The organism is Microbulbifer maximicatervae (SeqCode) (assembly GCF_056231245.1).
Map to the genome: position 1 here is coordinate 4,803,539 of NZ_CP174334.1, position 26,607 is coordinate 4,830,145.

The following is a 26,607-nucleotide window of genomic DNA, read 5'->3' on the forward strand; positions in this document are numbered from 1 at the left end:
ATTCATTCCCTATTTATGAGCCCCTGCCAAATATTCCTAGCTTCGAGTAGTCCGTCTTAAACAAAGACTTTATGAGCATGATGTACATCAGTCCAACTCTGTTTTATCAATAAATAGAAATTTAAATTACTTAACTCTCTTTCAAATAGAAAATATTATAGGGTCTTCTAGGTCAACTTAACTAAATAATTCAAGTTAAAAAGCTATGCCAATAACTCTAACACCTTATACTTCTGGGGAGCTTTGCCAAGGACATTCTTGGGACATCACAAATGAAGATTTGTTAGCGCAGATAGTTGCTAAAATTCTCATGGGAAAACAGCTACATGTTGAGAAGATTCTGAATGGCATTGTAGGCAGCACTGTCAATTTCAGAGAAAATACGATTAATGATGCGATTAATAAGCTAACTCTCGATGACCCTGAATATCCCTATCATCGAGACGGTCTTATTTTCCAGATATTTTCATGGTTAGCTGCATATTTATCTAAGGGAAGCTCCTCAATACTAAGAGCTCCCCATCTAGTTGAAGCTCAAAAAGGTTTTGACGGCCTTCAAATTAACATTGTTGACAGAAATGTGCAGGCGGTTGTTATTTTTGAGGATAAGGCTACAGAAAACCCAAGAGATTTTATAAGAGATAACGTATGGCCTGAATTTGCAGAGTTCGATCAAGGCCACAGAGAGAGTGAATTACAGCAAGAAATAACCTCAATGCTAGGCACTAGGCCTGATATCGTCGATGATATAGAAGAAGCAATTGAAACAATTTTTTGGGATCAAGCTAGAAAGTATAGAGTGGCAGTTACTGCTAATATTAGTCATATGACTGATGTAGGTAAAAAAAGATTATTCAAAGATTATGATAAGATAATTCCGAACCGTACAGTTGACTTCAGAAACGCTGAATGTGTATACCTACCTGAGCTTCGAGACTGGATGCAGGAATTCAGTGAAAATGCTATCGAGCACTTAAACTCATTTAGAGATAATAATAATGTTTGATTCTAGTGCCGTAGAGCTTATTAGCCAAGCCCCCTCTTTTGGGGACCTAGACTTACCAAATTTTTCAAAAGAGTTGACTGAAGGCTACACAGAAATTATTTCTGCAAGAATGGCATATAGGGAAAACATTGGTGATGATGATGAATTAATTTCGTTACTAGATAAGGTAAAAAAAATCGCCTCTACATATGAGGCTTATGTATTCTTGCTTAACGAAGAAGATGATCATAAAGCAGCAGCATTTGTAGCAGCATCAGCTCACCAATTGGTTTTCCAACTAAACAAAGAAATAAATACTGAGCACACCTGCGACGCACTAAATGACCACTATATTGCTCCGCAGATTTCAGCTTCTTTGCTTTATTTTATCGCCGGCTACACTGCTGATTCATCAGAGATGATCGGTAAAGTCGATATCGAAAATAGCCGTGATATAGAAGTAGAACTAGTAACTGCATTGAAATCATTATTAACAGGTCATCTAAATAATTTCGATAACAATCAGCCTAGCTATCCTTTAGAAAGTGAATGGGGAGAGGTCGCTGCTTCGAATGCATTATGGGCGCACATCCACCAAGGGGTAAATATTCTCTTAAGCTCTATTTCAAGCGATCCAGATAATTTCTATGATTCCCATGAAGAGGCAAACTCAATATTTAATCACGTAAAGGAATTATCTCAAAGCAATGAACAGATAACCTTGGAGGGTAGCGATGCTGAGTTTATTTACCAAGGCATTTATGTAGGGCAATTTTATTTGGCTAGTTTACTGAGTGTTGCCAGTGAAACTATCAAAGAAATTGCTTTGGTAAACTCACCATTACCCAACGGGGTTAATAATGAACCTTGGAAGAATATTCTAAATAGCATATCAAAGAGTCGTCCGTACCTATGGCCTAATCATATTGAAGCTATAAACCAAGGTTATCTAGATCAAGGTGTTTCTTCAGTAGTTAGTTTTCCAACTGGTGGAGGTAAATCTACACTTTCAGAATTGAAAATTGCTACCTCTTTAGTTCGTAACGAGCCAGTAGTTTTTATAGTTCCTACTCTAGCGCTAGTTGATCAAGTTTCAAAATCTCTTAAAGCTGCATTCCCCACTGTTACAACTAAAATGAGCATAGAGGAGTTCGACATTGAGGAGCTAGAAGTAGAGATGCTACCAGATATATCTGTAATGACACCTGAAAGTGTACTGGTAAGAATGAGCTTCTCTCCAGATGCATTCGAATCGGTTGGTTTATTTGTTTTTGATGAATGTCATCTTATACATTCAAGATCGTCAAATATTGCTGACAGAAGAAGTGTTGATGCAATGCTCTGCTTGCTAAGGATAATTAATTTGGCTAACGATGTAGATATATTGCTCATGTCTGCAATGATCGAAAACAATAGCGAGCTTGCTAGTTGGCTTAGACAGCTGATAAATCGAGATGTACTCGCACTTAATATCAAGTGGAAACCAACTAGACAAGCGAAAGGCTGTGTCGTGTATGACTCTCATCGAACAGCAGAATTAAGTGAATATATTCGCAACGCAGACCGGACTCCAAGTGGTCAACTAACCACCTCTGAAAAAAGAGAGCTGAGGGCTATCCCTTTTAGCTTTTTCTCTCTCAATCAAACTTGGCACTCAAACAGCTCAAATGATTATAAGCTAACAAAACTCTCTAATAGCGAAGTAACTCTTGGAGTAAATAATTACGACGTTTTGATAGCAAATAGAAACCAGGTTGCTGCATCAATTGCGAAAAACTCGATATCAGCAAACATAAAAACACTGATATTTGCAGCGGATACAAAATCATGTGATTCAATTGTAAAAAATATCAGTTTAACAGATCCAGTGGATATAGAGCTAAGTGATATCGAAATAAAGTTGAAAGACCTTATCGATTTGGAGTTTGGTGGCAATCATTCTTACTATGCATCAGATTCTATTTCTTTGCCTCATCACGGTCTTTTAATTAAAGAAGAACGTCAGCTCCATGAGTCGCTTTTTAGTAGAGATAGCGGGATTAATTTAATTGTTGCCACCTCCACTCTAGCACAAGGAATAAACTTGCCTGCAGAATGCGTAATTATTGCAGGGAATACAAGATTTGATCCATTGGAAAATAGACAGCAAGAACTGGATGCGCATGAATTATTAAATGCCGCAGGCAGGGCTGGCAGAGCCGGAAAAAATGCAACAGGTGTCGTTTTGGTCATCCCAGGTAAAGTTGTTAGTTTTGATGCTAAAAGAACTAGGATTACAGGTTATTGGAGAGAGATACAGGAGGTTTTCTCAAATGAAGACCAGTGCTTGATTATCGAAGACCCTCTACAGCTGGTGCTGGATAAATTACATATCTCAGATGACATTGATGATGAGGACGTAAAATATTTTATTCAAAGACTACCTGTCAACGAAGATGGAGATTGCTCAGAATTCATTCGTTCAACTTTCAGTGCTTATCAAGCTCAATTAAAAAATAACAACAATTGGATAGATGATAGTATTGAGGTTGCTAATCGTGCTTTCAGAACGATTCGAGAGAGGGATGATAATGATGGTAACCTGGAGTGGCATGATCAATTGGCTTCGGCATCAGGAATAGAACCTGATTTAATTCGCCAATTAGAGCAAGACTTTACGGATATATTGTTTAATCTTCACACGCCCATTGAGCATATAGTATGGCTCATGGAATGGATGGCAGAATCATATGATAGACTTGAAAGATTCATTCGAGTGGAAACTCTGGAAAGAACATTTCAGGGGGGATTTACCAATCTGAGCGAAGATGAAAAAATAGATTATTTCAAGTCTATTGTCATTGATGCCTTAATCTCCTGGATGAAAGGCTCAAGCTTGAAAGAGATTGAGCTAGGTATTGGTACAACTGAAAATAGACTTAATAAATGTAGCAAAGCCCGTCAATTTGTTATCCGTGTTGTACCTGAAATTGCATATGCCGCTGGAATTTTAGCGCATGTATATCACTATGTGATTACAGAAATCGAATTTGAAACCCAAAGCAACAATCTTAAATACTTAAGCCAGATGACTCGGCTCGGTTTCGATACATGGAGTAAGTTAGCATTAAATAGGATCATTGATGTACCGACCTCTAGGGTTCATACACATAATCTATTCGTTGAAATAGAAGGTGGATTAGGGCATGTAAATGAAGAAGCAAGTTTCTCGGATTTAATGTTTTCCATTGGCCAAGCCTATCGACGTTGGAAGTCGGAGTTATAACTAGGCAATTTAGTAGTTTGTTATTATTCGTCGAGCGAGCGATCTCATATGATATTAGAGATGGGATTTGTTCGTAAAGGTGGCATTTGGGAACATGTCGAGCATGTAAAGAAATTATGCAGTGGAATTAAATTAGCTTTTATTTTTTATTTCTGAGGAAAAAAGCAAGCTTTTTTAATCCACTGATAATGGTACTCCATATTCACGATCAGATTTTCAACGATTTCTATTCCTCTGCGCTCGCTCCTTTCGGACATGAAAGTATATTTCTTCACGATGAACAGGTAAAGATTTGGGAGCACGTATCCCTATCTTCACCTGATTACCCTTAACCTCCAAGACTGTAACTGAAACATTGGCCCCAATTCTTAAGTTCTCACCTGTCCGGCGCTTTAAGATCAACATATTGATTTCCTACTGATACTCAAACCATAGTTAGGCCTTCCTTGATGGAAGGGCTGAGAAAGTAACGTTGTGAGGAAATACGGGGTGGTGCGCGGGAACGGTAGGCATAGAAGAAGAAAAGGCAGGCACAACGCTTCCAGAGCTTGGGGAGTCGCTCCAAGCCGCTGAATGTTCTCCACTTTATTGAAGACGAGCGGGTTTCTAGCGTATGATCCATATAGCCATTTTGATAGTTACGTTATCAATTTGGTCAGCTGGCCCCTGGTGTTGCTGCACCTTGGGTCAGCGCCTTTTACTGTCTCTTACGTCACGCTACCGTTCTCCTTTAAGAAGATGGTTCTTTAGAAAACTCTTAGATGTCTTGATTCTCTCGAATCTCTTTGGTCCTTGGTCATCGGCCTACAAAAGGCCACCCAATTCCGGCCAAAATACCAATAAATATCAATCGATTTTACGCAGCTTTGACACTAAAACAAACTGAATAAAATCCAATAAGATCATTTTTGTGCCTATATTTTCATAGATCTATGCATATGATTTCTCAATATCAATTGATACTAAAATTAGTACTTATTCATCAGTTCTTACTTTAACACTTGCAAAGTTCATTAGTTCTTTCTTATAAACGTTCGTACTGAATTGATAGATATAGCTGTCGATAATCTAAGTGAAAATATTTTTGTGATAATCCGCTATTCCTCTATTGATTAAGTACTATTCCCCCCAATAATTGTCAACGCTACCATACGGTAGTACTTATTCCCTAAAAGTCTTCTTATAAAAGCACAAAGTGCAATATTCTACATCTATCCTATTCTAAAATTATATGTAGAAAACAAATTGATAACTTGTCATGTATCAAAAATAAATAGCAAAAGTAGTCAGGTGACACAACCTATCACCTGGACGAAATCGTAAAATTCTTAACTTGTTACTCCTGAGACATATTAGCAATATGGTATGATATGGCCTCCTTTACAATCGTCGTTCTGAAAGAATCACGACCAAGCAAGAGATATGGAAATGAGTTCCGAAATAAAAGATCTGGATAATATGAAGCACGAGCTCTCATTAGAAGAATTTCAGCACGAAAGAGATCTTTTAAATGAAAGAATTGATAAAATAAAAAACGCTGAAAAGCATACAACAGAAGAAGTGAAGGCAAAAGTTGAAGCACTAAAGCATGAACTTGATCTTGAAGGTAAACTTTTAGAGACTAAGTTCAATAAATTAAAACATGAAGAAGAGGCACGCTCCAGGAAAAATCTCTTCTATATGATACTTGCAACAACGGCCCTGATTGTAATGGTGTTTTTCTCATACATCTTTTTCGTTCAAGACATAGAAATAGCAGAAACCGGAAAAATTCTAAACCAACAAGCGGCCATTAGAAGTGATGAATTACTCGAAGAGACAGAGAAAGTTAGATCAAAGATTGAGAGTTTGATTTTTGAATTAAATGAACAAGCCAAAGCAGTTGATTCAATCGGAATCGTCGAGCCAGGAAAAATTAATGAAAAAATACATTCAGATATTATTCAATTAAATGCTAGACTAATTTTTGTAGAATCCTCCCTTAGAAAAATTACATCATCAGATATCGAGAACAAGATAAAAGCAATCGAAGATTCAATCGAAGGGAACCCTATGGAGGTTTTATCTGTACCTCTTATAAAAAATGACCTGAAAAATTACAAAGTAGTTAATGATAGAGACTTACACCGTCTTGAAAAGCATTTAGAGCGCCTGGATTCAAGACTTGATTTCTTTGTCACTACAACAATTACTTTAGTGTTAGGTATATTTACTTCTATTTTTGCTCCTTTATTTATTTCTTTCCTTCAAAACCGTAGCGAGCGGCATAAAGCTTAAACTCAAGGTGATTACAGAGAAGTCACAACATAAATACGAATAGTTTAGTGTGTAAGAAATCATGGAATTTTCCATACCAAATATCAACCTGGATATCCATAGTTTTTGAATTCATGAGGATAAACCTATGAACAAAGCAAATATCGAAGAAACATAATCATTTCTTTACGACAGGGTCGAACCAACTCGCCAGAATAAAAAAGAAAAAATCCAGGAAAAATATCAACCAGAAACGGTCATCTTTGATGTTCTGGCTTCCATTAAATATGAAGGGTAGATCGCGTACAGAAAGAGCTTTGATGAATGGCAGCCATCTCTCGCCACTCCATACCTGTTCGAGATATCGGAACTAGAGAGCCTCTGAATAACTCCATGATACCTCTGGCATGCAGAGCGGTTCACAATCAAGGCGTGGCTTCGCAGGAATGTCTAGACCTTTCAAGAAGTCGCAACGCGGAGTGTGAATCGCTCTGCAAGCCCCGAAGGGCGGGCCTTGAAGGCCACAGCTGCTGCGTTGCAGCTCTTGCAAAGGGCTACGGCCATTCGCGGCGAGCTGCGCCTAACATCTGCAGCCTTCAAAACCCGCAGAGGCATTACGGAGTTATTCAGAGGCTCCCTAGATATATAAGTTCGAAATGCCGGGGGCTTACTTATTGTCTTATAAATTGTGGGGGGTACCTTACCGGATGGAAAACAGGTCAGAAACACCGTTCGTATACCCTTTTGCTTTGTTGAAACTGAGAGTTCATGGCAATTTAGTCACCAACATATTTCATCACCAATGAATGTTGACGAATAAGCAGAAACTTATAGCAAAGTAAATATACTCAACACCCATAGATCAATGAATGCTTAACTACATGGGTTTCTCTCATATTTGGTACATACTATCTAGTATGACAATCAATACCACACTAATCAGGCGGTTCTTAAGCTCTTTTGATTTGTCAGCAGGTGATATGATATAGCTTAGTTTGGATACGTTGTGAACCTCAAATGGAAAAGCGCAAGAAATTACTTTGGTTCAGCTTTCTTACTGTCTCTTTAATTGGAGTCGGATTCATACTTGGCATGTTTGGCAGTGCCCTAAAGCCTCCAGCAGATGCTGGTGAACTATCTCCTAGTATTGATGTAGCTGACCTGGATCCTGGTGAAATACTTACTCGGGATGTAAATTATGAGGCGGGAGGGAAGTGGGGCTTTAGATACATAATTTATAAAAACTATGAGTCCGAAATCACAGTTTTTGGCGTTCCCCTCAGAGAAGGCATGGTAAATATGCCAGATATAAAGTGGTGGAGGTGGGGCACAGACTGTAGGAATTTTGGGCCGACCATGAAAAACGGTAAGGTAGTCCCACAAAGCCAGTTCAAATGTCATGATCACGAATTAAATACGTGGTTCGCCAAAGAAAATGTCTGGGATCTTGATGGGAATAACCTCGGCAAATATACAGAAGACATGGAAAGAGTAAGATTTTCAGTAAAAGGCTTTGACCTTTTATTACATATGTATTACTAAAAAATCAATCAACCTCTACACCTGCTGTTATTGGGCTTTTTAATATCTGACCCGCTTCATTATGCGAGAAGTAAAATTAAAAACTAATATGGGAAGAACAAATTATTTCATATGTAGACTTAGTATCGCGATGCTATGTGGGTTCATCTCATATTTATTGGTAGCTACTTTTCCAGCTCTTATTGCTCCAGAACTAGCGGATTTTTATAGAACACTAGGGATGTATTTCCTTTATACAACCGTTGCTCAAATAGCAGGGTTGTTATTTGTGATATTTGGGAGCAAGCGATTGCTGAAAATCGCAAACTTGGCTTTAACCTTGATTTGTTTCATACCTCTAATAATTTACTTCATAAAAATAGCACCAAACGGCCTAAATTAATAAAATTTGTATAGATGAACCTTTGCTGTTCAACAGCTGTCGCTTTGCTGCTACAGATCTTACTGTGAATTTTGAGCAATCCATTGGAATAGCAAAGAAGAAATAATACTAGCCCCCCATAGATCTGTGAGTGCTTATCTGCATGGATGCCTTTTATATTTGGTACAAACACTAGCTATCACGATAATCCATATCATCCTACTTAGACAATATTTAAGTTCTTGAAATTTGACGATAAATGATATGATACAGCTTAGTTTGAATACGCTGTTGTATAAAAGGAAGGGGCCGTGGAAGACACTAGGTTTTGGGATATTGTTGAAAGCGTTACAAACCGAGCGTCTGAAACTGAATACGTCTTCGAGGGGTTAGTTGAGGTTGTAAGCAAGCTCGCCCCTGAAGAAATTATCGAATTCAAGCAAAAGCAATATGAGGTAAGTGACCTCGCTTATCGTTGGGATGTTTGGGCAGTAGCTTATATCTTAAATGGTGGCTGTTCCGATGACGGCTTTACTTACTTCAGGGCCGGCTTGATCTCTGGAGGGCGAGAGAAATTTGAAGCAGCACTCAAAAATCCTGAATCGCTTGCTGACTGGCTACCTGAAGACTTCGAAGCTGAGGACTTCATGTATATAGCTAATGATGCCTACGAGAAGGTCACAGGAGAGGAGCTCCCCTATGACCGCCTTACTTCTGAAGAGGATGGAGGAAGTGATCCGGCTGGCGAGGCATGGGATGAGGACGATTTACCAAAGTTATACCCAGATTTATATAAGAAGTATTTTTAACTTCAAGTATTTTTTGCGATAAAAGTATATGACGTATATCCGTTAATTTCATGGCAAGTGCTATTTAGATGTGGCACAAGCATCTATCTCAAGTGCAATGATACCGGCCAAGTCTCGTGTGCTGATATCAATACACCGGCAGCAGTGCTCATATTTCTTCTTAGATTGAGTACCTTTTCCACAAAGAAACATCCTGTCTGCACAGCGAATCTGTGACACAGAATGTATATTAAGCTATTTCAATACCCATTATTTTTATGGCGGCCTTTGCATTATTTCAGAAATTGTGGCACCTTGCTTTCTCTGATGGGTGTACAGCAGCGTTTTCCGAGAAACATTGTCTACATAATTTCTACCTGCAAGGTCTTGTGAGAAGAGGCATATCTGCCCCGACAATCATGCTTTTGGGCTCTAATCTAGTCAGTAGTATTGATAAAGCTAATTCATAACGCTTTATCAATTCTGTTTTTATCTACAACACGACGCATGAAAATTTCTTTCGTATTAAGACTAAAGAGCTGAATCAACTTCGTACAGCCATAGCAACCTTAAGTTAACCTATTGATTTTTAATCGTTTATACATTTGATCAAAAGGAACTACGCAATACGATTCAATACAACCGCAAGATATCACTAGAGCTATTTTGCGTCAGAGTGAAATAACATGCTGATTTTATGTTACTTTAGCTAGATTGATTTCGTACTCTTAAAATATAGAGGATGTATTTTCCAAAAACTCGTTATATGTCTTGAAATATTAACCATATTTAGATTTTTAGCATATAGGATAGTCAAATGAATACAAATGCAGTTTGTTGGTTTGAAGTTTATGTAAATGATATGGCACGTGCAAAGTCTTTTTATGAAGCTGTTCTTAAGCAGGAGTTAACTCGTCTAGACAATCCTGACGAGGTAAAAGATTTTCCACAGCCCGAAATGTGGGCATTTCCTATGAAGCAAGAGCCTGGTGCAAGCGGAGCAATTTGCAAAATGGATGGTGTTGAGGCAGGAGGTAATAGCACTCTTGTGTATTTTGATAGCGAAGATTGTTCCGTTGAACAGGCCAGAGTCGAGCCAGCCGGTGGAAAGCTAGTTGTCCCTAAGATGTCTATCGGAGAGAATGGTTATATCGCTATAGCGCAAGATACCGAAGGGAATAATATCGGTTTTCACTCAATGAAATAGCCAGCTCTTTTAGGAAATATAAATTCACATAATAAGTTACTTAGATATCGTGCACTGCCTTCGGCAGTGCACAGTTAATTTTTATAATCAGGTTTTAGATTATCAAACAGTATTCTCAGCTACTAAATTTACGACTTTATATGCCGGCAAAGATGAAAATCAAGTTTACAAAAATAACAATTATTACACTATTTTTCATGCTGCTATCACCTTTTTCATTTTCTAGCACGGTAATGGATAGTGTTAGACTTTATAAAACTGAGGTTAGCGTTGTATTGCGGAAATGGAACCAAAAAGGATTTCACAATAAGGTCGAAACATCTATTCTAACGATTATAACTACACCAGGTTATAAAGGTGACATAGTTATTCTACGCAATAATAGAGAGAAAGCCGGTTTCACTGCGGAAGTTTACAAACCAAACCCAAATGCAATGAACCCTGTGCTATGGGAATTTGTATCTGGTGATACTGAGAAATCTATAGTGAAACAACCTGACGGCAAGCTCCATTTATCTGAAGTAGTTGATAACGGAGTAAGGATAGAAGTTATTGACCTTAATTATATTAATCAATGAGATCCGTATTCAATTCTGAAGTACATCAGTTAGTCATATGGGGAAGAGTGGTCAGCTGAAGGTAATACCTTTCGTTTATTCTCTACCCCGAATTTAAGTGATGCACTTCAGAGTTGAATATAGTACTTGGGGTAAGGTAAGATAACTAATAAATTCTTTCTACTACATTCACATCGATCATATTATACCGTAAACAATCAGACAGTATCTCCAATAAAGTACCAACAACCATTCAAAACATAATTCTTAATATACTAAATAGCCATATCGTATGAATAAAGAGATTTTAGAGTTAGGAAGAGAATGTCTAAGAATCGTAAAAAGCGATAGAGAAACCAATAGCTTTCTTGGCGGACTTCCAATAGTTTCTTCAAATATTGAGTGGCCAGAAAAAAATGGTAAACCTCTTAGCTTCATAGGTCAGCTGGATTTATCTGAAATCAATAAGAATAGTACTATAGATTGGCTTCCAGATTTTGGTAGGATTTTATTTTTCTATGATTTAAATGAATGGCCTTGGGGTTTTGACCCAAAAGATAGGGGCGGTTGGGCTGTACTTTTTGAAAATGGGGTTTGTGAGCTTTCAGAACAAGACCCACCTCTAGATCTTGACTCGGAGTTTATTTCCGAGGAAGTGAAATATGTCAGGGCTATTTCTTTCAAAAGCTATCCAGATCCCCAGAGGATTAACTTGGCAGAATATGGTGTTTCAGAAGATGAAGAGTATTATGAGTTTATTCAAGAAATATATGGCGATGAACCTCATCACCAAGTAGATGGATTTCCTGACGCAGTTCAGAACGACACTATGGAAGAAGAATGTCATCTGGTAAGTAATGATGTTTACTGTGGGAATCCTGAAGCATATAGAACTGACAAAGCAAGAGAGTTAATGAAAGAGAAAACAGATTGGAAATTATTATTCCAATTTGACTCTGATGATGATATCGAAATCATGTGGGGTGATTCAGGTATGCTTTATTTTTGGGTCCAAGAGTCAGAGGCTAGAGATTTGAACTTTTCTAATACTTGGATGGTTTTACAGTGCTGCTAGTGGAATCAAACCGCAGGAAATCTACTCAACAAAAATACACAATTGATTTATTTACCATAACTAGTATCTACCCACACAAGAATAAAGAATAACTTCACTGTTATATGAACCAAGCTGCGGCATAATTTTGGATACATGTGATCCATGCAGTTAATTGTATAACTAATAATCTTCTAGCTATAAAAAATTAGACTTTAGAAGTACACATAAGGAACCAAAATATATTTCCTTAAATGATATTACTTTCCACATGACCATTGACGGCTTTGCATCTATTTGTTAGGCGTTTAGGCAGAAAGATTTAAGATCAAAAATAGAGTTCGAAAGCTACGTTTTTCGAAAGAACTTGCTAGAGAAATTATTGGATTTGCATCAATCTTCTTGTGGTTCTATTTGACGCTTCAATTCTGGCGTAGCGAATATATATAATTTGTTACCCAAGCTCGGACACAAAAATAGATTCCGATTCTTTGCTGTGCATTTTTATGCCATTCAGCCCTGGCATTTTGTATAAACATAATGAATATATTTCCATAAACTCTCAATCTGAATCCTTATCTTATACGGTCCAGTGTTCGATATATTTTTTCTCTTTCCTTTTAGGGAATTTCACTTTTAGCTAGTTTCTATAAGTAAGCTAAAGACGCTGACGAATCTTTCAGGCGCGCTTATCAACAATGTTGGCTTCAAGCGTGCCCAATTTTTGTGCGCTACCTAAAAGAACTAAATTTTTTAAACTGTCGGCCACTTTTTTACCCCCCCCTATTCTATTTTTTTTGCGTCTTCAACCTAGTTGAGCCCAAGGAAGGCAGTTTTGGCCTTGAAAAAAAATAATAGTGAGCATAAGAGAGAGAAACTCAGTATGATGATGCGCCTTCGTAAACAAAAAAATTTGATTGCTCAAGCAATCCCCGCCGCAAACCCTAGCGACTATTCAACCCCCTGGTACAGTGTGGCGATTGCCTGTTTGGTAATAAATACTGCATCTGTGGCAGCATTTGCCCAGGATGGGCAAGGGGACAAGCCCAGTAACTATTCTGGTTCGGCTATTGAAGAAGTTACGGTTACCGCACAGAAAATTGAGGAAAGCATTCAGGATGTGCCTATTGCAGTCTCTGCGCTATCTGGGGATAACATGGATGATTTAAAGATTGAAGGGGGCAATGAACTGCTGCGAGCCGTTCCCAATGTTAACTTCTCCAAAACAAACTTTAGCTCATACAATTTCTCTATTCGAGGAGTGGGAACTCAGTCAATTTCTGCCAGTAGTGATCCTGCCGTTGCAGTAAGTTTTAATAATGCTTCTTTAATCAGGAATCGTCTGTTTGAGCAGGAATTTTTTGATGTACAGCGGGTAGAAGTTCTGCGTGGCCCTCAGGGCACATTATATGGTCGTAACGCCACTGCTGGTGTGGTTAATATGTTACCAATCATGCCGGAAGATGAATTCGCCTCAGAGATTGAGGTTGAAGTGGGCAATTATAATAGTAAGCGCACCAAGGGTATGTTGAATATACCATTGGGTGAAACCATGGCTTTCCGCTTTTCTGGAGCCATGACCAAGCGGGATGGCTTTGATTACAATACTTATACCAAGAATGATGTTAACGACCGGGATCTCTACTCAACGCGTGCCATTTTTGAGTGGACTCCCAGTGATAAGTTTAATGCTAATTTGATTTGGCAACACTTTGATGAAGATGACAAGCGATCCCGCACCGGTAAGCAGCTTTGTACTACTGACCCCGGTGATGCAATGGTCGGTGATACGGAAACAACACAGTTTACTCAAGCAATGACAAGTCAGGGCTGTTTGCCTAGCTCGCTATATAGTAGTGATGCTTTTAGTGCACCCAATGGGGCTGGCCTTGCTTATATAGTTGCACCGACAATGCTTATCCACCCAAATCTTTTTCAAGATGGTAGTCTCACAAATCTCCCAAATCCCTACAGTGGGGTTGATCAATCACGTGATTTACGTGAAATATCCACTAGTTTTGACCCGGTATTTCGTGCAGAAAATGATTTAGTACAACTGAATTTTGAATGGGCTTTATCTGATACTCTGACATTTTATTCTCAGTCTACCTATGCTAAGGACGATTACTACTCCTCTCAGGACTATAATCGTTTTACAACCGGCGCGGTCTTTACTGACTCAGCAGAACTTGGTGAAAGTTGGGCATTGGGCCCTACACCTGGAGGAATTTATACCGACCCACAACTCGGTGCCTCTGATGGTATTTTGGCAGTAGATATAAGCCGCTCTGATAATGAACAGTGGAGTCAGGAGTTCCGTTTGCAAACAGCTTTTGATGGCCCCTGGAATTTCTCCGTTGGTGCAAACTACCTGAATTTTGAAACCCAGGATGATTACTTTGTTTTTAATAACATGTTCACCATGATTTCTGAATATGTTTACAGTCGGGGATACGATGAAGATGGCAATATCATTCCGATAAATTGCATTGACCCCGCCACAGATTTATCTGGGGATGACTGTATATATGTAGACCCTAATTCGTTAAACAATGTTGATGAAATGGGTCATAATTATTTTCTTAGCCGTAATTTGGTAGAAACTAGTTCCTGGGCTGTATTTGGTGAGGCATATTGGCAAATTACTGACGATGTAAAACTTACCACTGGTCTACGTTATACCAATGATGAAAAGACCACAAATCCTGTACCTAGCCAGTTATTACTTGGTAATTATTATGAAGATGGTGAAACTTATTCAGGTCGCAGCTCAGGTGGTTATTCCAATATGGGATATCCTGAGGGTGAGGAGTTTTCTCAGGATTGGCAAGAGTATACCGGGCGGGCAGTGCTAGACTGGCGAGCAGATACTCCCTTTACCGATGATACTATGTTCTACGTTTCTTTTGCCCACGGTTATAAAGGAGGCGGTTCTAACCCACCACGTGCGGTGATTGATCCAGCGCGGGTTCAATACCAAGATTTACCTAATACTTTTGAACCTGAATTTGTAAATTCCCTTGAGTTCGGTACCAAGAATGTTTTGCTTGATGGCCGTTTAAACTTAAATGCAACAGCTTTCTATTACGACTATACCGATTACCAGGTTTCCCAGATTGTTGATCGTATCGCATTAAATGAAAACTTTGATGCAGAAAGTATGGGACTGGAGTTAGAGCTGGCATGGCAAATGACAGAGAGCACCAGGATGAATATGAATGTGGGTTACTTGAGAACCCGCATAGCAGAAGGGGAGGAATCTATAGATGTTATGGACCGCACCCAGGGAAATGAAGACTGGACAGTTCTGCGGCCTAGCTTACAGGTACCCTCCAACTGTATTGCTCCGGTAGAATATGTAGAAGCTGCTATGACTGCCTTGGAAGGATTTTTTGGTGTAGTCCCCCTTTGGGCATTATGTGCGGGCTCACAACAATGGGGCGTTTACTCTGATTCTATTGAAAATCCAAATTTCCGATGGGATCAAATGCTGGCTCTTTTCGGTTACGATCTGGGCGAATATAATCCACTTACTGATGCCCCCAATGGCGGGCGCGGTTTTTCTGCTGATCTAAGTGGCAATGAACTACCAAATGCTCCTAAGTTAACGTTTAACTTAGCAGTGGAGCATGTCATTCCCCTTTCAGATTGGGATTTAGCTTTACGTGCCGATTACTATCGACAGTCTGAGAGTTATGCGCGGGTTTATAATACCGAGTATGACCGCTTAAAAGCCTGGGATAACTTCAATGCATCAGCGACCCTAACCCATCCGGAATCAGAATTGCAAATGCAGTTATATGTGAAAAATATCTTTGATGATACGCCTATCACAAGCGCCTTTACCAATAGTGATGACTCCGGCCTTACTACCAATGTATTCACCCTAGATCCGCGTATTATAGGCTTTAGTCTAAATAAGCGTTTCTAATTTTTATATTTCCAGTAAGGCACTAATAGTTCTATAGTGTCTTACTGGTTTTTCAGACTGGCTATGCCTGAAAACACCTCTATTTCTAACCTTCTTTTCACTCATATAAATCATCGATCAATCGTGTAGCGGGCGGTTGATGATTGTTTGCTAGGACTAGCCACACACCTCCCAATTGTACTTTATTTTGGGAATAGCCTAGTCTCTCTGCATTGTCTTCTTATTAAGGCCTAAAGTAACTTTGAGCCAAAAATGCAAGTTTATACAATCTATAAACAAATAGTTGAGTAAAAACTATATAGCTGTACATTTGGTACATTATTAACATGCCGAGTTAATAAAGCGAGCGGGTCAACTAATGGCAGGCATATTAAAAAAGAGGATAAGAATTTTTTTGCAGATAATGATTGATATTTAGAAACAGATATCTTGGTTTTTTTATGAATATACAGACGGGGAAAAAGTAGAGCAACCAGTACTTTCTGACTACTCTACTTTAGATATTGGCCTTTTAAAGGTTACTTATGGCACGAAAGATGCCTGGGGATTTGTGGAGATAGTACCGGTTATTTTGCAGTCGCTACCAATACCAACGCTTGGGAGTACCGCGGCATTAAAAGTAATTTCTCCGGTAGATTGGTTAAAACTACCGGTAATATCACCAAAACAATTGCCGGTAATAGCTGCAACAGTTACATCTTTTAGGGTAACGGTATTCCCTGCATTACCTACCAATGTATAGGGCAGATTGGTAAAGCTAACTGCTCCACAAAGGAAACCAGTATTCAGTGACAAGCTGCCCACAGAGGCGTTACCTGCTGAATTTGTTGTAGAACTACCGGATAGACCACAAGTAAGGTTTATACCCTTAGATACTTTTATATCACCGACATTGGCCAGGCCAATGGTACCTTGGGGAGACCAGGTGTCAGCGGCTGCGCCGGTGCTAACAATTGCCAGGGCGAGCGCGGTAAGGATCTTTTTCATGTTCATTATTTCCTATTTTTAGTAATTAGAATAGGTAGAAGCATGAATACGCTGAGTATTCATCCCTTACGGGTAATGCATCTACATTAATCATCGCTGGAGAAGCAAAAAATTGGGCCCACTTAAACTGCAGTAATATTCAACTTCCAAGTCCTCTTATCTCCACTCCTATAAGACGCTCTTCTTCGTCAGTTCGGAGGGATACAAATTTTGATAAACATGGTATTTGATGCCAGTTTTAGTTATATTTTTTTCATGAGGATAAATATCGGGAATGTTTATTAATTTTATGAATTTATAAATTACTTAATGATTTTCATTTATTCGCGAATATATTTATTTATAATAAGTAAGCCACAATCTGGGGGCGCAAAACTCTTTATCTTTGTCTGCTTATCCTTAATTTCTTGTTACTAAATTTGAATATTTTTCAAATATTGAGTTTTCAGTAATCGAAGGTTTTAAGATAAATATTTTGTCTCCTATCGATGTTCGAAAATCAGATAGACTTCAGGCGATAAAGTGGCATAGAAAGTAGCGTTTTAGGAAAAGCAGAGTGCTACGGGGAGCAGCAAGCGCAGAATAGGAGAAAGAGAGATTTTAGCGTATAACTCACATATCCAAATTGATGTTCAAATGATCAATTTGGTTTTGTACTTCTAAAAGTTACTCAGCTCGTTCTAGGGTTTGGCCTTCAATTTTTGCTAACGGATTATCTCCTCACCAAAATCTATCTCTAGCTCTTATTACGCCAGTATCCCGCGATCTTGAGTGCATTGGCTTTATTTCGCAGCTTGGGTAATTCTGGTATTTGAGGGCCATATCAGTAATAAACCGCTATTTATTTATCATATTAGGGATTTAATCGCTGTGCCTTGCACTCAGTGCAGTATTGGGAGTTAGAAGAAATAGAGATAAGCATGGGGCGAACATGTGATTGAGGATAACGGTATTTATGGTTACCCTCTTTGCAGTTTGGAAAGAGACGGCGGTATCGCTCCGCCCCACCTGATGCTGATAGCCGTCGGCTTTAGCAGAAGCCAAGTAGAATCGAACGTAGTATTACTATAAAATATTTAAACGCAACTGCGCTATTTATACTTATGGTCTCGAAGGGGGTAAAGCAGTTATAAACTCACCCCTCCTCCTGCACCTCACCATAAACATGATAAATCTCTGGCACCTGGCCGCGGTCGTCCATCCGCATTCCCAGATCTCTAATCAGGCCGTCGCGAATATCGTAGATCCAGCCGTGCAGGCTGAGGCGTTGGCCTCGGTCCCAGGCGTGTTGGACTATCTTGGTCATGGCCAGATTTTGTACCTGTGCCATTACATTCAATTCACAAAGGCGCGCTGAGCGGGATTCTTTATCGAGTGATTCCAGCTCTTGCTGGTGGCGGGCGTAGACATCCTTGATATGGCGCAACCAGTTATCCACCAGGCCACATTCGCTGTGGCCCATGGCGGCCTGTACGCCGCCACAACCGTAATGGCCACACACCACCACGTGTTCCACCTTGAGTACTTCTACGGCGTATTGCAGCACCGAGAGGCAATTAAAGTCTGTGTGTACCACCACGTTGGCGATATTGCGGTGAACGAACAGCTCCCCCGGTGCCATGCCCACAATCTCGTTGGCGGGCACGCGGGAATCGGAGCAGCCGATCCATAAATACTTGGGTACTTGCAGGCGGCTCAGGCGTTGGAAAAACTCCGGGTCCTGTGCCGTCCTATCTTCCGCCCAAGCGCGATTACGCGCGAACAGTTGGCGAATCTCTGCCACCTCAGTGGGCCTCCCCCGATAAGTCCAGGCCGGATATTTGCGCGGCTTTCACCATTTTTTGCAGGTAGTCACTGGTCATCCGGCGGCGGCGTTTTTCGGTCAGGTATTCCTCGATTCGCTCCGAGACATATTCGTATTCCAGTGGGCGGCCCGGTTCGCATTGCTCCACATAAATCAGGTGCACACCGTAGGGGGTCTCCACGGGTTCCGCTACCAATCCGGTGCCCTGCTCGAACACTGCGCGCTCGAAGGAGGCGACGGTATCACCGCGCCCCACTTGGCCGAGGCTGCCACCGGCTTCGGAGGAGGAGCAGGCTGAGTGAGATTGGGCCAAACGAGCGAAAGATTGCAGCGGATTGGAGTCGGCGCGAATCTGTTCCAGCATATTCTCGGCTGCGGTGCGTGCCTTGGCGCAGGCCTCGGAGTCATCCGGTGCGGCCGGGATCAGGATATGGCGTACTTCTGCAAGGGGATCGGAGCGGAACTTATACGGGTGGGCTTCGAAGTAAGCGCGGCACTCGGCGTCGGTTGCCGGGTTCACCTGTAGCTCGCCTTTTAATAGATCTGAGACTGCGCGATCGAAAGCCTCACTGTGCAAGTCTTCGTCGGCAGCGCAGAGGCCCTGCCCTGCAGCTCGATCTCGCAGCAGCCAGCCTATAACCAGAGCGCGTGCGGCGCAGTAGATCGCCTGACGCGGAGAATCGGCAGGCTGGTACTGCATCTCTTGGTAGATCAGGTCGGCGGGGATTTCAGTTCCGTTGACGGCCACTACCTCGGCCATCTCAAATTCACCGCCGGCAGCATCAGTGGCCAGTAATGTATTCATGACTCAACTCCACACTGGGCCCGCTCATGGCGGGCCATTTAATAGTTGCAGGGATTAGCGCGCGGCTTTGGCGCGGACTACCTGGTAATTGCGGCGGAAGTACTGCACCGGAACACTCCATACGTGTACCAGCCGGCTGAAGGGGAACAGCAGGAACAGTGTCATGCCGAGGAAAATATGCAGCTTGTAAATGATGTTCACTCCGCTGATTGCAGCAGCTGCACCGGCACCATCTAGCGTGACAATGGACTGAGCCCAAGCCATCAGTTTGAGCATTTCAGCACCGTCCATATGGCCAGCAGATACCACAATACTGATCAGGCCGAGGATCAATTGCGCGTAGAGCATCAGCAGTATGGCCAAGTCCATTTTGGAAGTGGTGGCGCGTACGCGCTTGTTGGTGAGGCGGCGCTTAACCAGAATGGTGAGACCGATAAAGCAGATCACCCCGAAGAAACCACCGATCCCCATTGCCATCATCTGCTTGGTGGAAGCTTCAATGCCAAGGAAGTGCCACACTGCCTTGGGTGTGAGTAGGCCGACAAAGTGGCCCGCGAGAATGGCGATCACCCCGATATGGAACAGGTAACTGCCGATGCGTAATTGCTTGCGCTCCAACAACTGACTGGAGCCGGTACGCCAGGTGTACTGATCCCGGTCGTAGCGGATCAGGCTACCCACCAGGAACACCGTGAGGGCGACAAAGGGGTAGATGGCAAAGAGCAGCGTATTCAGATAGTTCATCTTGTTACTCCTGTGGTGCGGGCTGGGCAGAATTCTGCGCGGCGTTGGCCCAGTTAAGGGGCTGGCCGTCGCGCAGCTGCGCATTGCTGGGCCGCGTTATTGACTGGTCGCAATTGTTGGCGCCGCTAAAGCTAACGGCCTCTTCCTCCCAGATCTTGTCCAGCGCCTCGGGGGTATCGTCACGTTCTTCGTTGGCGACTTCTTCCTTGAGTGCTGTCAGATCGACATATACCCCTGCCATCTGCAAGAGCGCATCCATCAGCAGGTGATAGGGACTCTCACGCTTGGACAAGCGCGCGCTCAACAGGGCAATCACATGGGTAATATCGTGAACCCAGCCGTAGGCAGCTTCCCCCTGGGTGGCACAGAACTCTAAGTAGGTGGGCAAGTAATCCGGCAGTTCGCGCTCATTCAGCTCAAGGCCGGCGCTGCGATAGCGCGCGGTCAGGTCTACCATGGCTTGGCCACGATCACGGGATTCGCCGTGGATGTGCTCGAAGATATGCAGGGATACAGCGCGGCCGCGCTCAAACAGACCGTCGTATTCGCTCTGCCAATCGAGCGCATCCATACGCTCGTAATGGGAGATAAATGCCAGCAGCTTGTCGCGCAACGGAACATCCAGATCCTCGGATTCAGCCAACCAGCTGGTCAGCTCATCCAGGTGCGCCACCAGCTCATCGGACGGGTAATCCAGCAGGCGGGCGATCAGGTTTAGTACTTTCATCGGTATTCTCCGCTCGACCTTAGTCGACTACTTTGGCGGGTATTACTTCGCGCACCGCTTGTTGCTTGCCACCGAAAATATTGGTGCTGTCGTTGCCGGTGCTACAGCCGTTGCCGAAGCTGAAACCACAAGAGGACTTCATGTCGTAGGCGTTTTCGGCGTAGGCCTTATGGCTTGAGGGCACCACGAAGCGATCCTCGTAATTGGCCAGTGCCATGTAGCGATACATCTCTTCTACTTGGGCTACGGTCAGGCCAGCCTCTTCCAGCAATTCGCGCTCCTGAATGCCGTCCACATGGATGCCGCGCATATAGGCGCGCATCACAATCATGCGTTCCAGGGCACGGGCCACTGGCTTCTCGTCGCCGGCGGTGAGCAAGTTGGCCAGGTATTGCAGCGGGATACGCAGGGTGGAGAGATCGGGGATCTCGGCGCCGCGACCCACGGTAACGGTTTCCACTTGGCCGGCCTGTACTGCGTTCTGGATCGGAGACAGGGGTGGCACGTACCAAACCATGGGCAAGGTGCGGTATTCCGGGTGCAGCGGCAGGGCGATCTGCCAGTCGATAGCCATCTTGTACACCGGAGATTTCTGCGCAGCTTCGAGCCAGGCTTCGGGGATACCTTCAGCGCGGGCAGCTTCCTGGACCTTGGGATCGCTGGGGTCGAGGAAGATATCGCACTGGGCCTGGTAGAGCGCTTTTTCGTCTTCTACAGAAGCGGCTTCCTCGATGCGGTCTGCGTCATAGAGCAGTACGCCCAGGTAGCGGATACGGCCCACACAGGTCTCGGAGCAGATGGTTGGCTGACCCGCCTCGATACGTGGGTAACAGAAGATACACTTCTCAGATTTACCGGTTTTCCAGTTGTAGTAGATCTTCTTGTAGGGGCAGGCGGATACGCACATGCGCCAGCCGCGACATTTGTCCTGATCGATCAGAACAATGCCGTCCTCTTCGCGCTTGTAGATGGCACCGCTGGGGCACGCAGAAACACAGGCCGGGTTGAGGCAGTGTTCGCACAGGCGCGGCAGGTACATCATGAAGGTGTTTTCAAATTCACCGTAAATGTCGGCCTGCACCTGCTCGAAGTTTTTGTCCTTTTTACGCTTCTCGAATTCGGTGCCGAGAATCTCTTCCCAGTTGGGGCCCCATTCGATCTTTTCCATACGCTCGCCAGTGATCAGCGAGCGCGGGCGGGCTACCGGCTGGTGCTTCTGCTCCGGTGCCTTGTGCAGGTTCTGGTAGTCGAAGTCGAACGGCTCGTAGTAGTCGTCGATCTCCGGCATATCCGGGTTGCCGAACAGGTTGGCTAGTACGCGGTGCTTGCCACCGATCTTCGGCTGCAATTTACCGTTCTTCTTGCGGGTCCAGCCGCCGTTCCATTTGTCCTGGTTCTCCCACTCTTTGGGGTAGCCAACACCGGGTTTGGTTTCGACGTTATTGAACCAGGCGTATTCAACCCCCTCGCGGGAGGTCCACACATTTTTACAGGTCACCGAGCAGGTGTGACAGCCGATACATTTATCGAGGTTCAGCACCATGCCTATCTGGGCTCTAACTTTCATTGCTACACCTCCTCTCGCGCCGGCTCTTTGACGTCTTCGCCATCCAGCCAATCGACCTTGTTCATTTTCCTGACCACCACAAATTCATCCCGGTTACAGCCCACAGTGCCGTAGTAGTTGAAGCCGTAGGACTGCTGGGCGTAGCCACCGATCATATGGGTGGGTTTCATCACCGCGCGGGTTACGGAGTTGTGGATACCGCCCCGGGTGCCGGTAGTTTCCGCTCCCGGTGTATTCACGATGCGCTCCTGGGCGTGATACATCATCGCCATACCGTCGGGCACTCGTTGAGATACCACTGCGCGGGCAGCAATGGCGCCGTTGACGTTGAAGATTTCGATCCAGTCGTTGTCCTCAATACCCGCCAACTTGGCGTCGTACTCACTCATCCAAACGATGGGTCCACCGCGAGACAGGGTGAGCATCAACAGGTTGTCGGAGTAGGTACTGTGGATGCCCCACTTTTGGTGCGGGGTGATCCAGTTCAGCAGGATCTCCTTGTTACCGTTGGGCTTCTGGTTCAACACCGGTTGCACGGTTTTCAGGTTGATGGGCGGCTTGTACACACACATGTTCTCGCCGAAATCACGCATCCACTCGTGATCCTGGTAGAACTGCTGGCGGCCGGTGATGGTGCGCCAGGGGATTAACTCGTGCACATTGGTGTAGCCGGCGTTGTAGCTCACATGCTCATCTTCCAGGCCAGACCAGGTGGGCGAGGAGATAATCTTGCGAGGCTGCGCCACGATATCGGCGAAGCGAATTTTTTCGTCTTCCTTGGGCTTGGCCAAATGGGTGTGATCGCGACCGGTAATCTCACCGAGGGCTTCCCAGGCCTTCACGGCTACCTGGCCGTTGGTTTCAGGGGCCAGTGACAGGATCATCTCCGCAGCATCTACCGCACTGTCGATACGGGCGCGGCCATCGCGGCTTGAATCCTCAGACCAGGTTCGGTTGAGCTTCTTGAGGAAGTCCACCTCATCATCGGTATTCCAGTTGATGCCCTTACCGCCGTTGCCGAGTTTCTCCAGCAGCGGGCCGATTGAGGTAAAGCGGTTGTAGGTCTCGGGGTAGTTGCGTTCCACCTCGATCATGCTCGGCGCGGTTACGCCGGGGATCAGGTCGCACTCGCCTTTCCACCAAGCCTGTACACCGAACGGCTGGGCGATTTCTCCGGGGGTATCGTGGTGGATCGGCAGAGTCACCAGATCCTTCTCCACCCCCAGGTGGCCATCGGTCAGGTTGGAGAATTCCTTCGCTATGCCTTTGAAAATTTCCCAGTCACTTCGCGCTTCCCAGGCCGGGTCCACCGCCTTGGTGAGCGGGTGGATGAAGGGGTGCATGTCTGAGGTGTTGAGGTCGTCCTTCTCATACCAGGTGGCCGTCGGCAGCACTATGTCGGAGTAGAGACAGGTGGTGGACATACGGAAGTCCAGTGTCACCAACAGGTCCAACTTGCCTTCACTGGGCGTATCGTGCCAGGCCACGTCTTCTGGTTTTTTGCCTCCCTCTTCACCCAGGTCTTTGCCCATCAAACCGTGCTTGGTACCAAGCAGGTGGCGCAGCATGTACTCGTGGCCCTTACCAGAGGAGCCGAGCAGGTTGGAGCGCCAGATAAACATATTGCGCGGGAAGTTCTGCGGGTTATCCGGGTCCTGGTTGGCGAATTTGAGCGCACCGCGCTTGAGCTGCTGCACCGTGTAGTCTTTGGCAGACATACCGGCGGCGGCGGCATCTTTAGTCAGTTGCAGCGGGTTCATACCCAACTGCGGCGCAGAGGGCAGCCAGCCCATACGCTCGGCGCGGCTGTTGTAGTCGATAATGGACGCCTGCCACTTGCTCTTGTCGGCCAGCGGCGACACCACTTCATCCATCTCCAGCTTCTCATAGCGCCATTGGCTGGCGTGGTTATAGAAGAAGGAGGTGCCGTTCATATGACGCGGTGGACGCTGCCAGTCGAGGGCAAAGGTAAGCGGGGTCCAGCCGGTTTGCGGGCGCAGTTTTTCCTGCCCCACATAGTGGGCCCAACCACCGCCGCTCTGGCCGATACAACCGCACATCATCAGCATATTGATGATCCCGCGGTAGTTCATATCCATGTGGTACCAGTGGTTGAGACCAGCACCCAGAATTACCATGGAGCGTCCACGGGTCTTGTCGGCGGTGTTGGCAAACTCACGGGCTACCTGGATGACATTCTCACGACGACAACCGGTCACCTTTTCCTGCCAGGCGGGGGTGTAGGGCTTGTCTTCGTCGTAGCTCTGAGCACAGTTGGGGTCGTCGAGGCCATGCTCGACACCGTAGTTAGCCAGGGTCAGGTCGTAGACACTGGCTACTTTGAGAATCTCACCGTCTTTGTTTTGAACAAGCTTCACCGGCACCTTGTAGTCGATCACTTCATCGTGATCAGTGTGCTGGAAGTAATTGTGCTCGTGGGTCTGGCCACCGAAATAGGGGAAGGCGACCTGTGCGATTTCATCGGCGCAGTCTTTGAGGCTGAGCTTCAGCTCCAACTCTTCGCCACTGCGACCATCGCGCTGCTCAATATTCCACTTGCCACGGCCTTCTTTCGCTGAGGGCTCTCCCCAGCGATAACCCATGGAGCCCTGAGGGGAAACCAGCTGGCCATCGTGATTAACACCGATGGTTTTCCATTCCGGGTTGTTATCCTGGCCGAGGTTGTCCGCCAGGTCAGAGGCGCGCAGGAATCGGCCCTGTACCAGCTTGCCGTCGCGCTCTTCCAGGGTCACCAACATCGGCATATCGGTGGTGGTGCGCACATACTCGGTGAAGTAGGCGCTGGGCTTGTCGACGTGGAATTCTTTCAGGATCACATGGCCAAAGGCCATCGCCAGGGCCGCATCGGTACCCTGGCGCGGTGCCAGCCAGGTGTCGCCAAACTTGGAGCACTCTGAGTAATCAGGGGTGACCACACAGGTTTTGGCGCCCTTGTAACGCACTTCACTGAGGAAATGCGCATCCGGGGTACGGGTTTGAGGCACATTGGAGCCCCATACGATCAGGTAGTTGGAGTTGTACCAGTCGGCGGACTCCGGCACGTCGGTTTGCTCACCCCAGACCTGCGGTGAGGCGGGCGGCAGGTCACAATACCAGTCGTAGAAACTCAGGCAGTTGCCGCCGATCAGAGACAGATAACGAGCACCAGCGGCGTAGGAAACCATGGACATGGCGGGAATCGGCGAGAAGCCGGTCACCCGGTCGGGACCGTATTTCTTGGTGGTGTAGACGTTGGAAGCGGCAATCAGCTCGTTAACTTCATCCCACTTGATCCGCACAAAGCCGCCCATACCGCGACGCTCTTTGTAGGACTGCGCCTTGGCCGGGTCTTCGACAATACTGGCCCAGGCCTCCACCGGATCACTGTGTCTCAACTTGGCTTCGCGCCAGAGTTTTACCAGACGTTTGCGGATTTTCGGGTACTTGAGGCGGTTAGCCGAGTACATATACCAGGAGTAGCTGGCACCACGGGGGCAGCCACGAGGCTCGTGGTTGGGCAGGTCCGGGCGGGTGCGCGGGTAGTCGGTCTGCTGGGTTTCCCATGTGACCAGGCCGTCTTTGACGTAGATCTTCCAGCTGCAAGAGCCGGTACAGTTCACCCCGTGGGTGGAGCGCACAATCTTGTCGAACTGCCAGCGACGACGGTAGCCATCTTCCCAGCTGCGGTCGTCATTCGTCTTTTCCCCGTGTCCTCCGGAAAAGGGCTCTTTTTGTTTCTTCAGATATTTCAGTCGGTCCAGGAAATGGCTCATGCGGTACTCCCAGGGCATCGGCATGCGGTTAAAGCATCGGTTTACCGGGAATATAAAAGGGAGGGCCGGCGGGATCACCTGACCAAAAAGGGGTAGAAAAGCGACGAACTACCCCCGAATAGGTAGGGAAACGACGCCAGGGGGCCGCTATGGTGGAGCCCTATCCCAGCAATAACAGGGCCTCTGTGTAAAAAACAGGCGCCAGGTTAAATTATGTGCAAAACTGGCGATCTTTAGTGGTACCCACAACTTTG

Annotated in this window: 17 protein-coding genes; 9 read left to right on the plus strand and 8 right to left on the minus strand. The window is 44.8% G+C overall.

Features of this window, described 5'->3' with window-relative positions; translation table 11 throughout:
* The first annotated feature begins 205 nt into the window (after positions 1 to 205).
* Positions 206 to 1,006: a hypothetical protein gene (locus tag ACJJIS_RS21020; RefSeq protein WP_475708987.1), complete on the plus strand. Its 801-nt coding sequence runs from the start codon at positions 206 to 208 to the stop codon at positions 1,004 to 1,006.
* Positions 999 to 4,250, plus strand: a complete 3,252-nt coding sequence (locus ACJJIS_RS21025) for a DEAD/DEAH box helicase (protein WP_475708988.1) — start codon at positions 999 to 1,001, stop codon at positions 4,248 to 4,250. Before ACJJIS_RS21020 ends, ACJJIS_RS21025 begins: the two co-directional genes overlap by 8 nt.
* Before the next feature lie 216 nt (positions 4,251 to 4,466).
* Here the strand turns inward: ACJJIS_RS21025 and csrA are convergent, their stop codons facing one another.
* Positions 4,467 to 4,655 (minus strand): carbon storage regulator CsrA, encoded by a 189-nt coding sequence (gene csrA / locus ACJJIS_RS21030; protein WP_475708989.1) that lies wholly within the window; start codon positions 4,653 to 4,655, stop codon positions 4,467 to 4,469.
* A 1,023-nt stretch (positions 4,656 to 5,678) separates the two neighbouring features.
* On the opposite strand from csrA, the gene ACJJIS_RS21035 reads away from it, so the two are divergent.
* The 7 genes from ACJJIS_RS21035 (at position 5,679) to ACJJIS_RS21065 (ending at position 15,946) form a co-directional block, all read left to right on the plus strand.
* Complete coding sequence (locus ACJJIS_RS21035) at positions 5,679 to 6,527, plus strand: hypothetical protein (RefSeq protein WP_475708990.1); 849 nt, start codon at positions 5,679 to 5,681, stop codon at positions 6,525 to 6,527.
* A 996-nt stretch (positions 6,528 to 7,523) separates the two neighbouring features.
* A complete protein-coding gene (locus ACJJIS_RS21040; RefSeq protein WP_475708991.1) occupies positions 7,524 to 8,048 on the plus strand; it encodes a hypothetical protein in 525 nt (174 codons plus the stop codon).
* Between the two features lie 672 nt (positions 8,049 to 8,720).
* Positions 8,721 to 9,218 carry a DUF4240 domain-containing protein gene (locus ACJJIS_RS21045; RefSeq protein WP_475708992.1) on the plus strand — a complete coding sequence of 166 codons (498 nt, stop codon included), beginning with the start codon at positions 8,721 to 8,723 and terminating at the stop codon, positions 9,216 to 9,218.
* Between the two features lie 796 nt (positions 9,219 to 10,014).
* Complete coding sequence (locus ACJJIS_RS21050) at positions 10,015 to 10,404, plus strand: VOC family protein (RefSeq protein ID WP_445355288.1); 390 nt, start codon at positions 10,015 to 10,017, stop codon at positions 10,402 to 10,404.
* Positions 10,405 to 10,556: 152 nt separating this feature from the next.
* Entirely contained in the window at positions 10,557 to 10,982 is a 426-nt protein-coding gene (locus ACJJIS_RS21055; RefSeq protein ID WP_475708993.1) for a hypothetical protein, read from the plus strand.
* A gap of 271 nt (positions 10,983 to 11,253) precedes the next feature.
* Positions 11,254 to 12,036, plus strand: a complete 783-nt coding sequence (locus tag ACJJIS_RS21060) for a YwqG family protein (RefSeq protein ID WP_475708994.1) — start codon at positions 11,254 to 11,256, stop codon at positions 12,034 to 12,036.
* Between the two features lie 814 nt (positions 12,037 to 12,850).
* Positions 12,851 to 15,946, plus strand: coding sequence for a TonB-dependent receptor (locus tag ACJJIS_RS21065; protein ID WP_475708995.1), 3,096 nt, complete (start codon positions 12,851 to 12,853; stop codon positions 15,944 to 15,946).
* 522 nt (positions 15,947 to 16,468) lie between these two features.
* Here the strand turns inward: ACJJIS_RS21065 and ACJJIS_RS21070 are convergent.
* The 7 genes from ACJJIS_RS21070 to ACJJIS_RS21100 all read right to left on the minus strand — a co-directional run bounded on the left by ACJJIS_RS21070 (position 16,469) and on the right by ACJJIS_RS21100 (position 26,377).
* Positions 16,469 to 16,933 carry a PraA/PraB family alkane oxidation protein activator gene (locus tag ACJJIS_RS21070; protein WP_475708996.1) on the minus strand — a complete coding sequence of 155 codons (465 nt, stop codon included), beginning with the start codon at positions 16,931 to 16,933 and terminating at the stop codon, positions 16,469 to 16,471.
* A 1,135-nt stretch (positions 16,934 to 18,068) separates the two neighbouring features.
* Positions 18,069 to 18,716, minus strand: coding sequence for a carbonate dehydratase (gene can / locus ACJJIS_RS21075; RefSeq protein WP_475708997.1), 648 nt, complete (start codon positions 18,714 to 18,716; stop codon positions 18,069 to 18,071).
* Position 18,717: 1 nt separating this feature from the next.
* On the minus strand, positions 18,718 to 19,542 hold the full coding sequence (locus ACJJIS_RS21080; RefSeq protein ID WP_475708998.1) for a peptidylprolyl isomerase: 825 nt from the start codon (positions 19,540 to 19,542) through the stop codon (positions 18,718 to 18,720).
* A gap of 54 nt (positions 19,543 to 19,596) precedes the next feature.
* Positions 19,597 to 20,286: a respiratory nitrate reductase subunit gamma gene (narI, locus tag ACJJIS_RS21085; RefSeq protein ID WP_282930422.1), complete on the minus strand. Its 690-nt coding sequence runs from the start codon at positions 20,284 to 20,286 to the stop codon at positions 19,597 to 19,599.
* A gap of 4 nt (positions 20,287 to 20,290) precedes the next feature.
* Positions 20,291 to 21,013 carry a nitrate reductase molybdenum cofactor assembly chaperone gene (gene narJ / locus ACJJIS_RS21090; RefSeq protein WP_475708999.1) on the minus strand — a complete coding sequence of 241 codons (723 nt, stop codon included), beginning with the start codon at positions 21,011 to 21,013 and terminating at the stop codon, positions 20,291 to 20,293.
* A 19-nt stretch (positions 21,014 to 21,032) separates the two neighbouring features.
* Positions 21,033 to 22,580 carry a nitrate reductase subunit beta gene (gene narH / locus ACJJIS_RS21095; protein WP_444918740.1) on the minus strand — a complete coding sequence of 516 codons (1,548 nt, stop codon included), beginning with the start codon at positions 22,578 to 22,580 and terminating at the stop codon, positions 21,033 to 21,035.
* Positions 22,581 to 22,582: 2 nt separating this feature from the next.
* The gene (locus ACJJIS_RS21100) at positions 22,583 to 26,377 is read right to left on the minus strand and encodes a nitrate reductase subunit alpha (protein ID WP_475709000.1); all 3,795 of its coding nucleotides are present in this window, start codon (positions 26,375 to 26,377) and stop codon (positions 22,583 to 22,585) included.
* Positions 26,378 to 26,607 lie beyond the last annotated feature (230 nt).

Coding starts and splice junctions, on each gene's coding strand:
- ACJJIS_RS21020 (WP_475708987.1), top strand. CDS start 206: ATGCCAATAACTCTAACACCTTATACTTCTGGGGAGCTTTGCCAAGGA.
- ACJJIS_RS21025 (WP_475708988.1), top strand. CDS start 999: ATGTTTGATTCTAGTGCCGTAGAGCTTATTAGCCAAGCCCCCTCTTTT.
- csrA (WP_475708989.1), bottom strand. CDS start 4,655: ATGTTGATCTTAAAGCGCCGGACAGGTGAGAACTTAAGAATTGGGGCC.
- ACJJIS_RS21035 (WP_475708990.1), top strand. CDS start 5,679: ATGAGTTCCGAAATAAAAGATCTGGATAATATGAAGCACGAGCTCTCA.
- ACJJIS_RS21040 (WP_475708991.1), top strand. CDS start 7,524: ATGGAAAAGCGCAAGAAATTACTTTGGTTCAGCTTTCTTACTGTCTCT.
- ACJJIS_RS21050 (WP_445355288.1), top strand. CDS start 10,015: ATGAATACAAATGCAGTTTGTTGGTTTGAAGTTTATGTAAATGATATG.
- ACJJIS_RS21055 (WP_475708993.1), top strand. CDS start 10,557: ATGAAAATCAAGTTTACAAAAATAACAATTATTACACTATTTTTCATG.
- ACJJIS_RS21060 (WP_475708994.1), top strand. CDS start 11,254: ATGAATAAAGAGATTTTAGAGTTAGGAAGAGAATGTCTAAGAATCGTA.
- ACJJIS_RS21070 (WP_475708996.1), bottom strand. CDS start 16,933: ATGAAAAAGATCCTTACCGCGCTCGCCCTGGCAATTGTTAGCACCGGC.
- ACJJIS_RS21080 (WP_475708998.1), bottom strand. CDS start 19,542: ATGAATACATTACTGGCCACTGATGCTGCCGGCGGTGAATTTGAGATG.
- narI (WP_282930422.1), bottom strand. CDS start 20,286: ATGAACTATCTGAATACGCTGCTCTTTGCCATCTACCCCTTTGTCGCC.
- narJ (WP_475708999.1), bottom strand. CDS start 21,013: ATGAAAGTACTAAACCTGATCGCCCGCCTGCTGGATTACCCGTCCGAT.
- narH (WP_444918740.1), bottom strand. CDS start 22,580: ATGAAAGTTAGAGCCCAGATAGGCATGGTGCTGAACCTCGATAAATGT.
- ACJJIS_RS21100 (WP_475709000.1), bottom strand. CDS start 26,377: ATGCCGATGCCCTGGGAGTACCGCATGAGCCATTTCCTGGACCGACTG.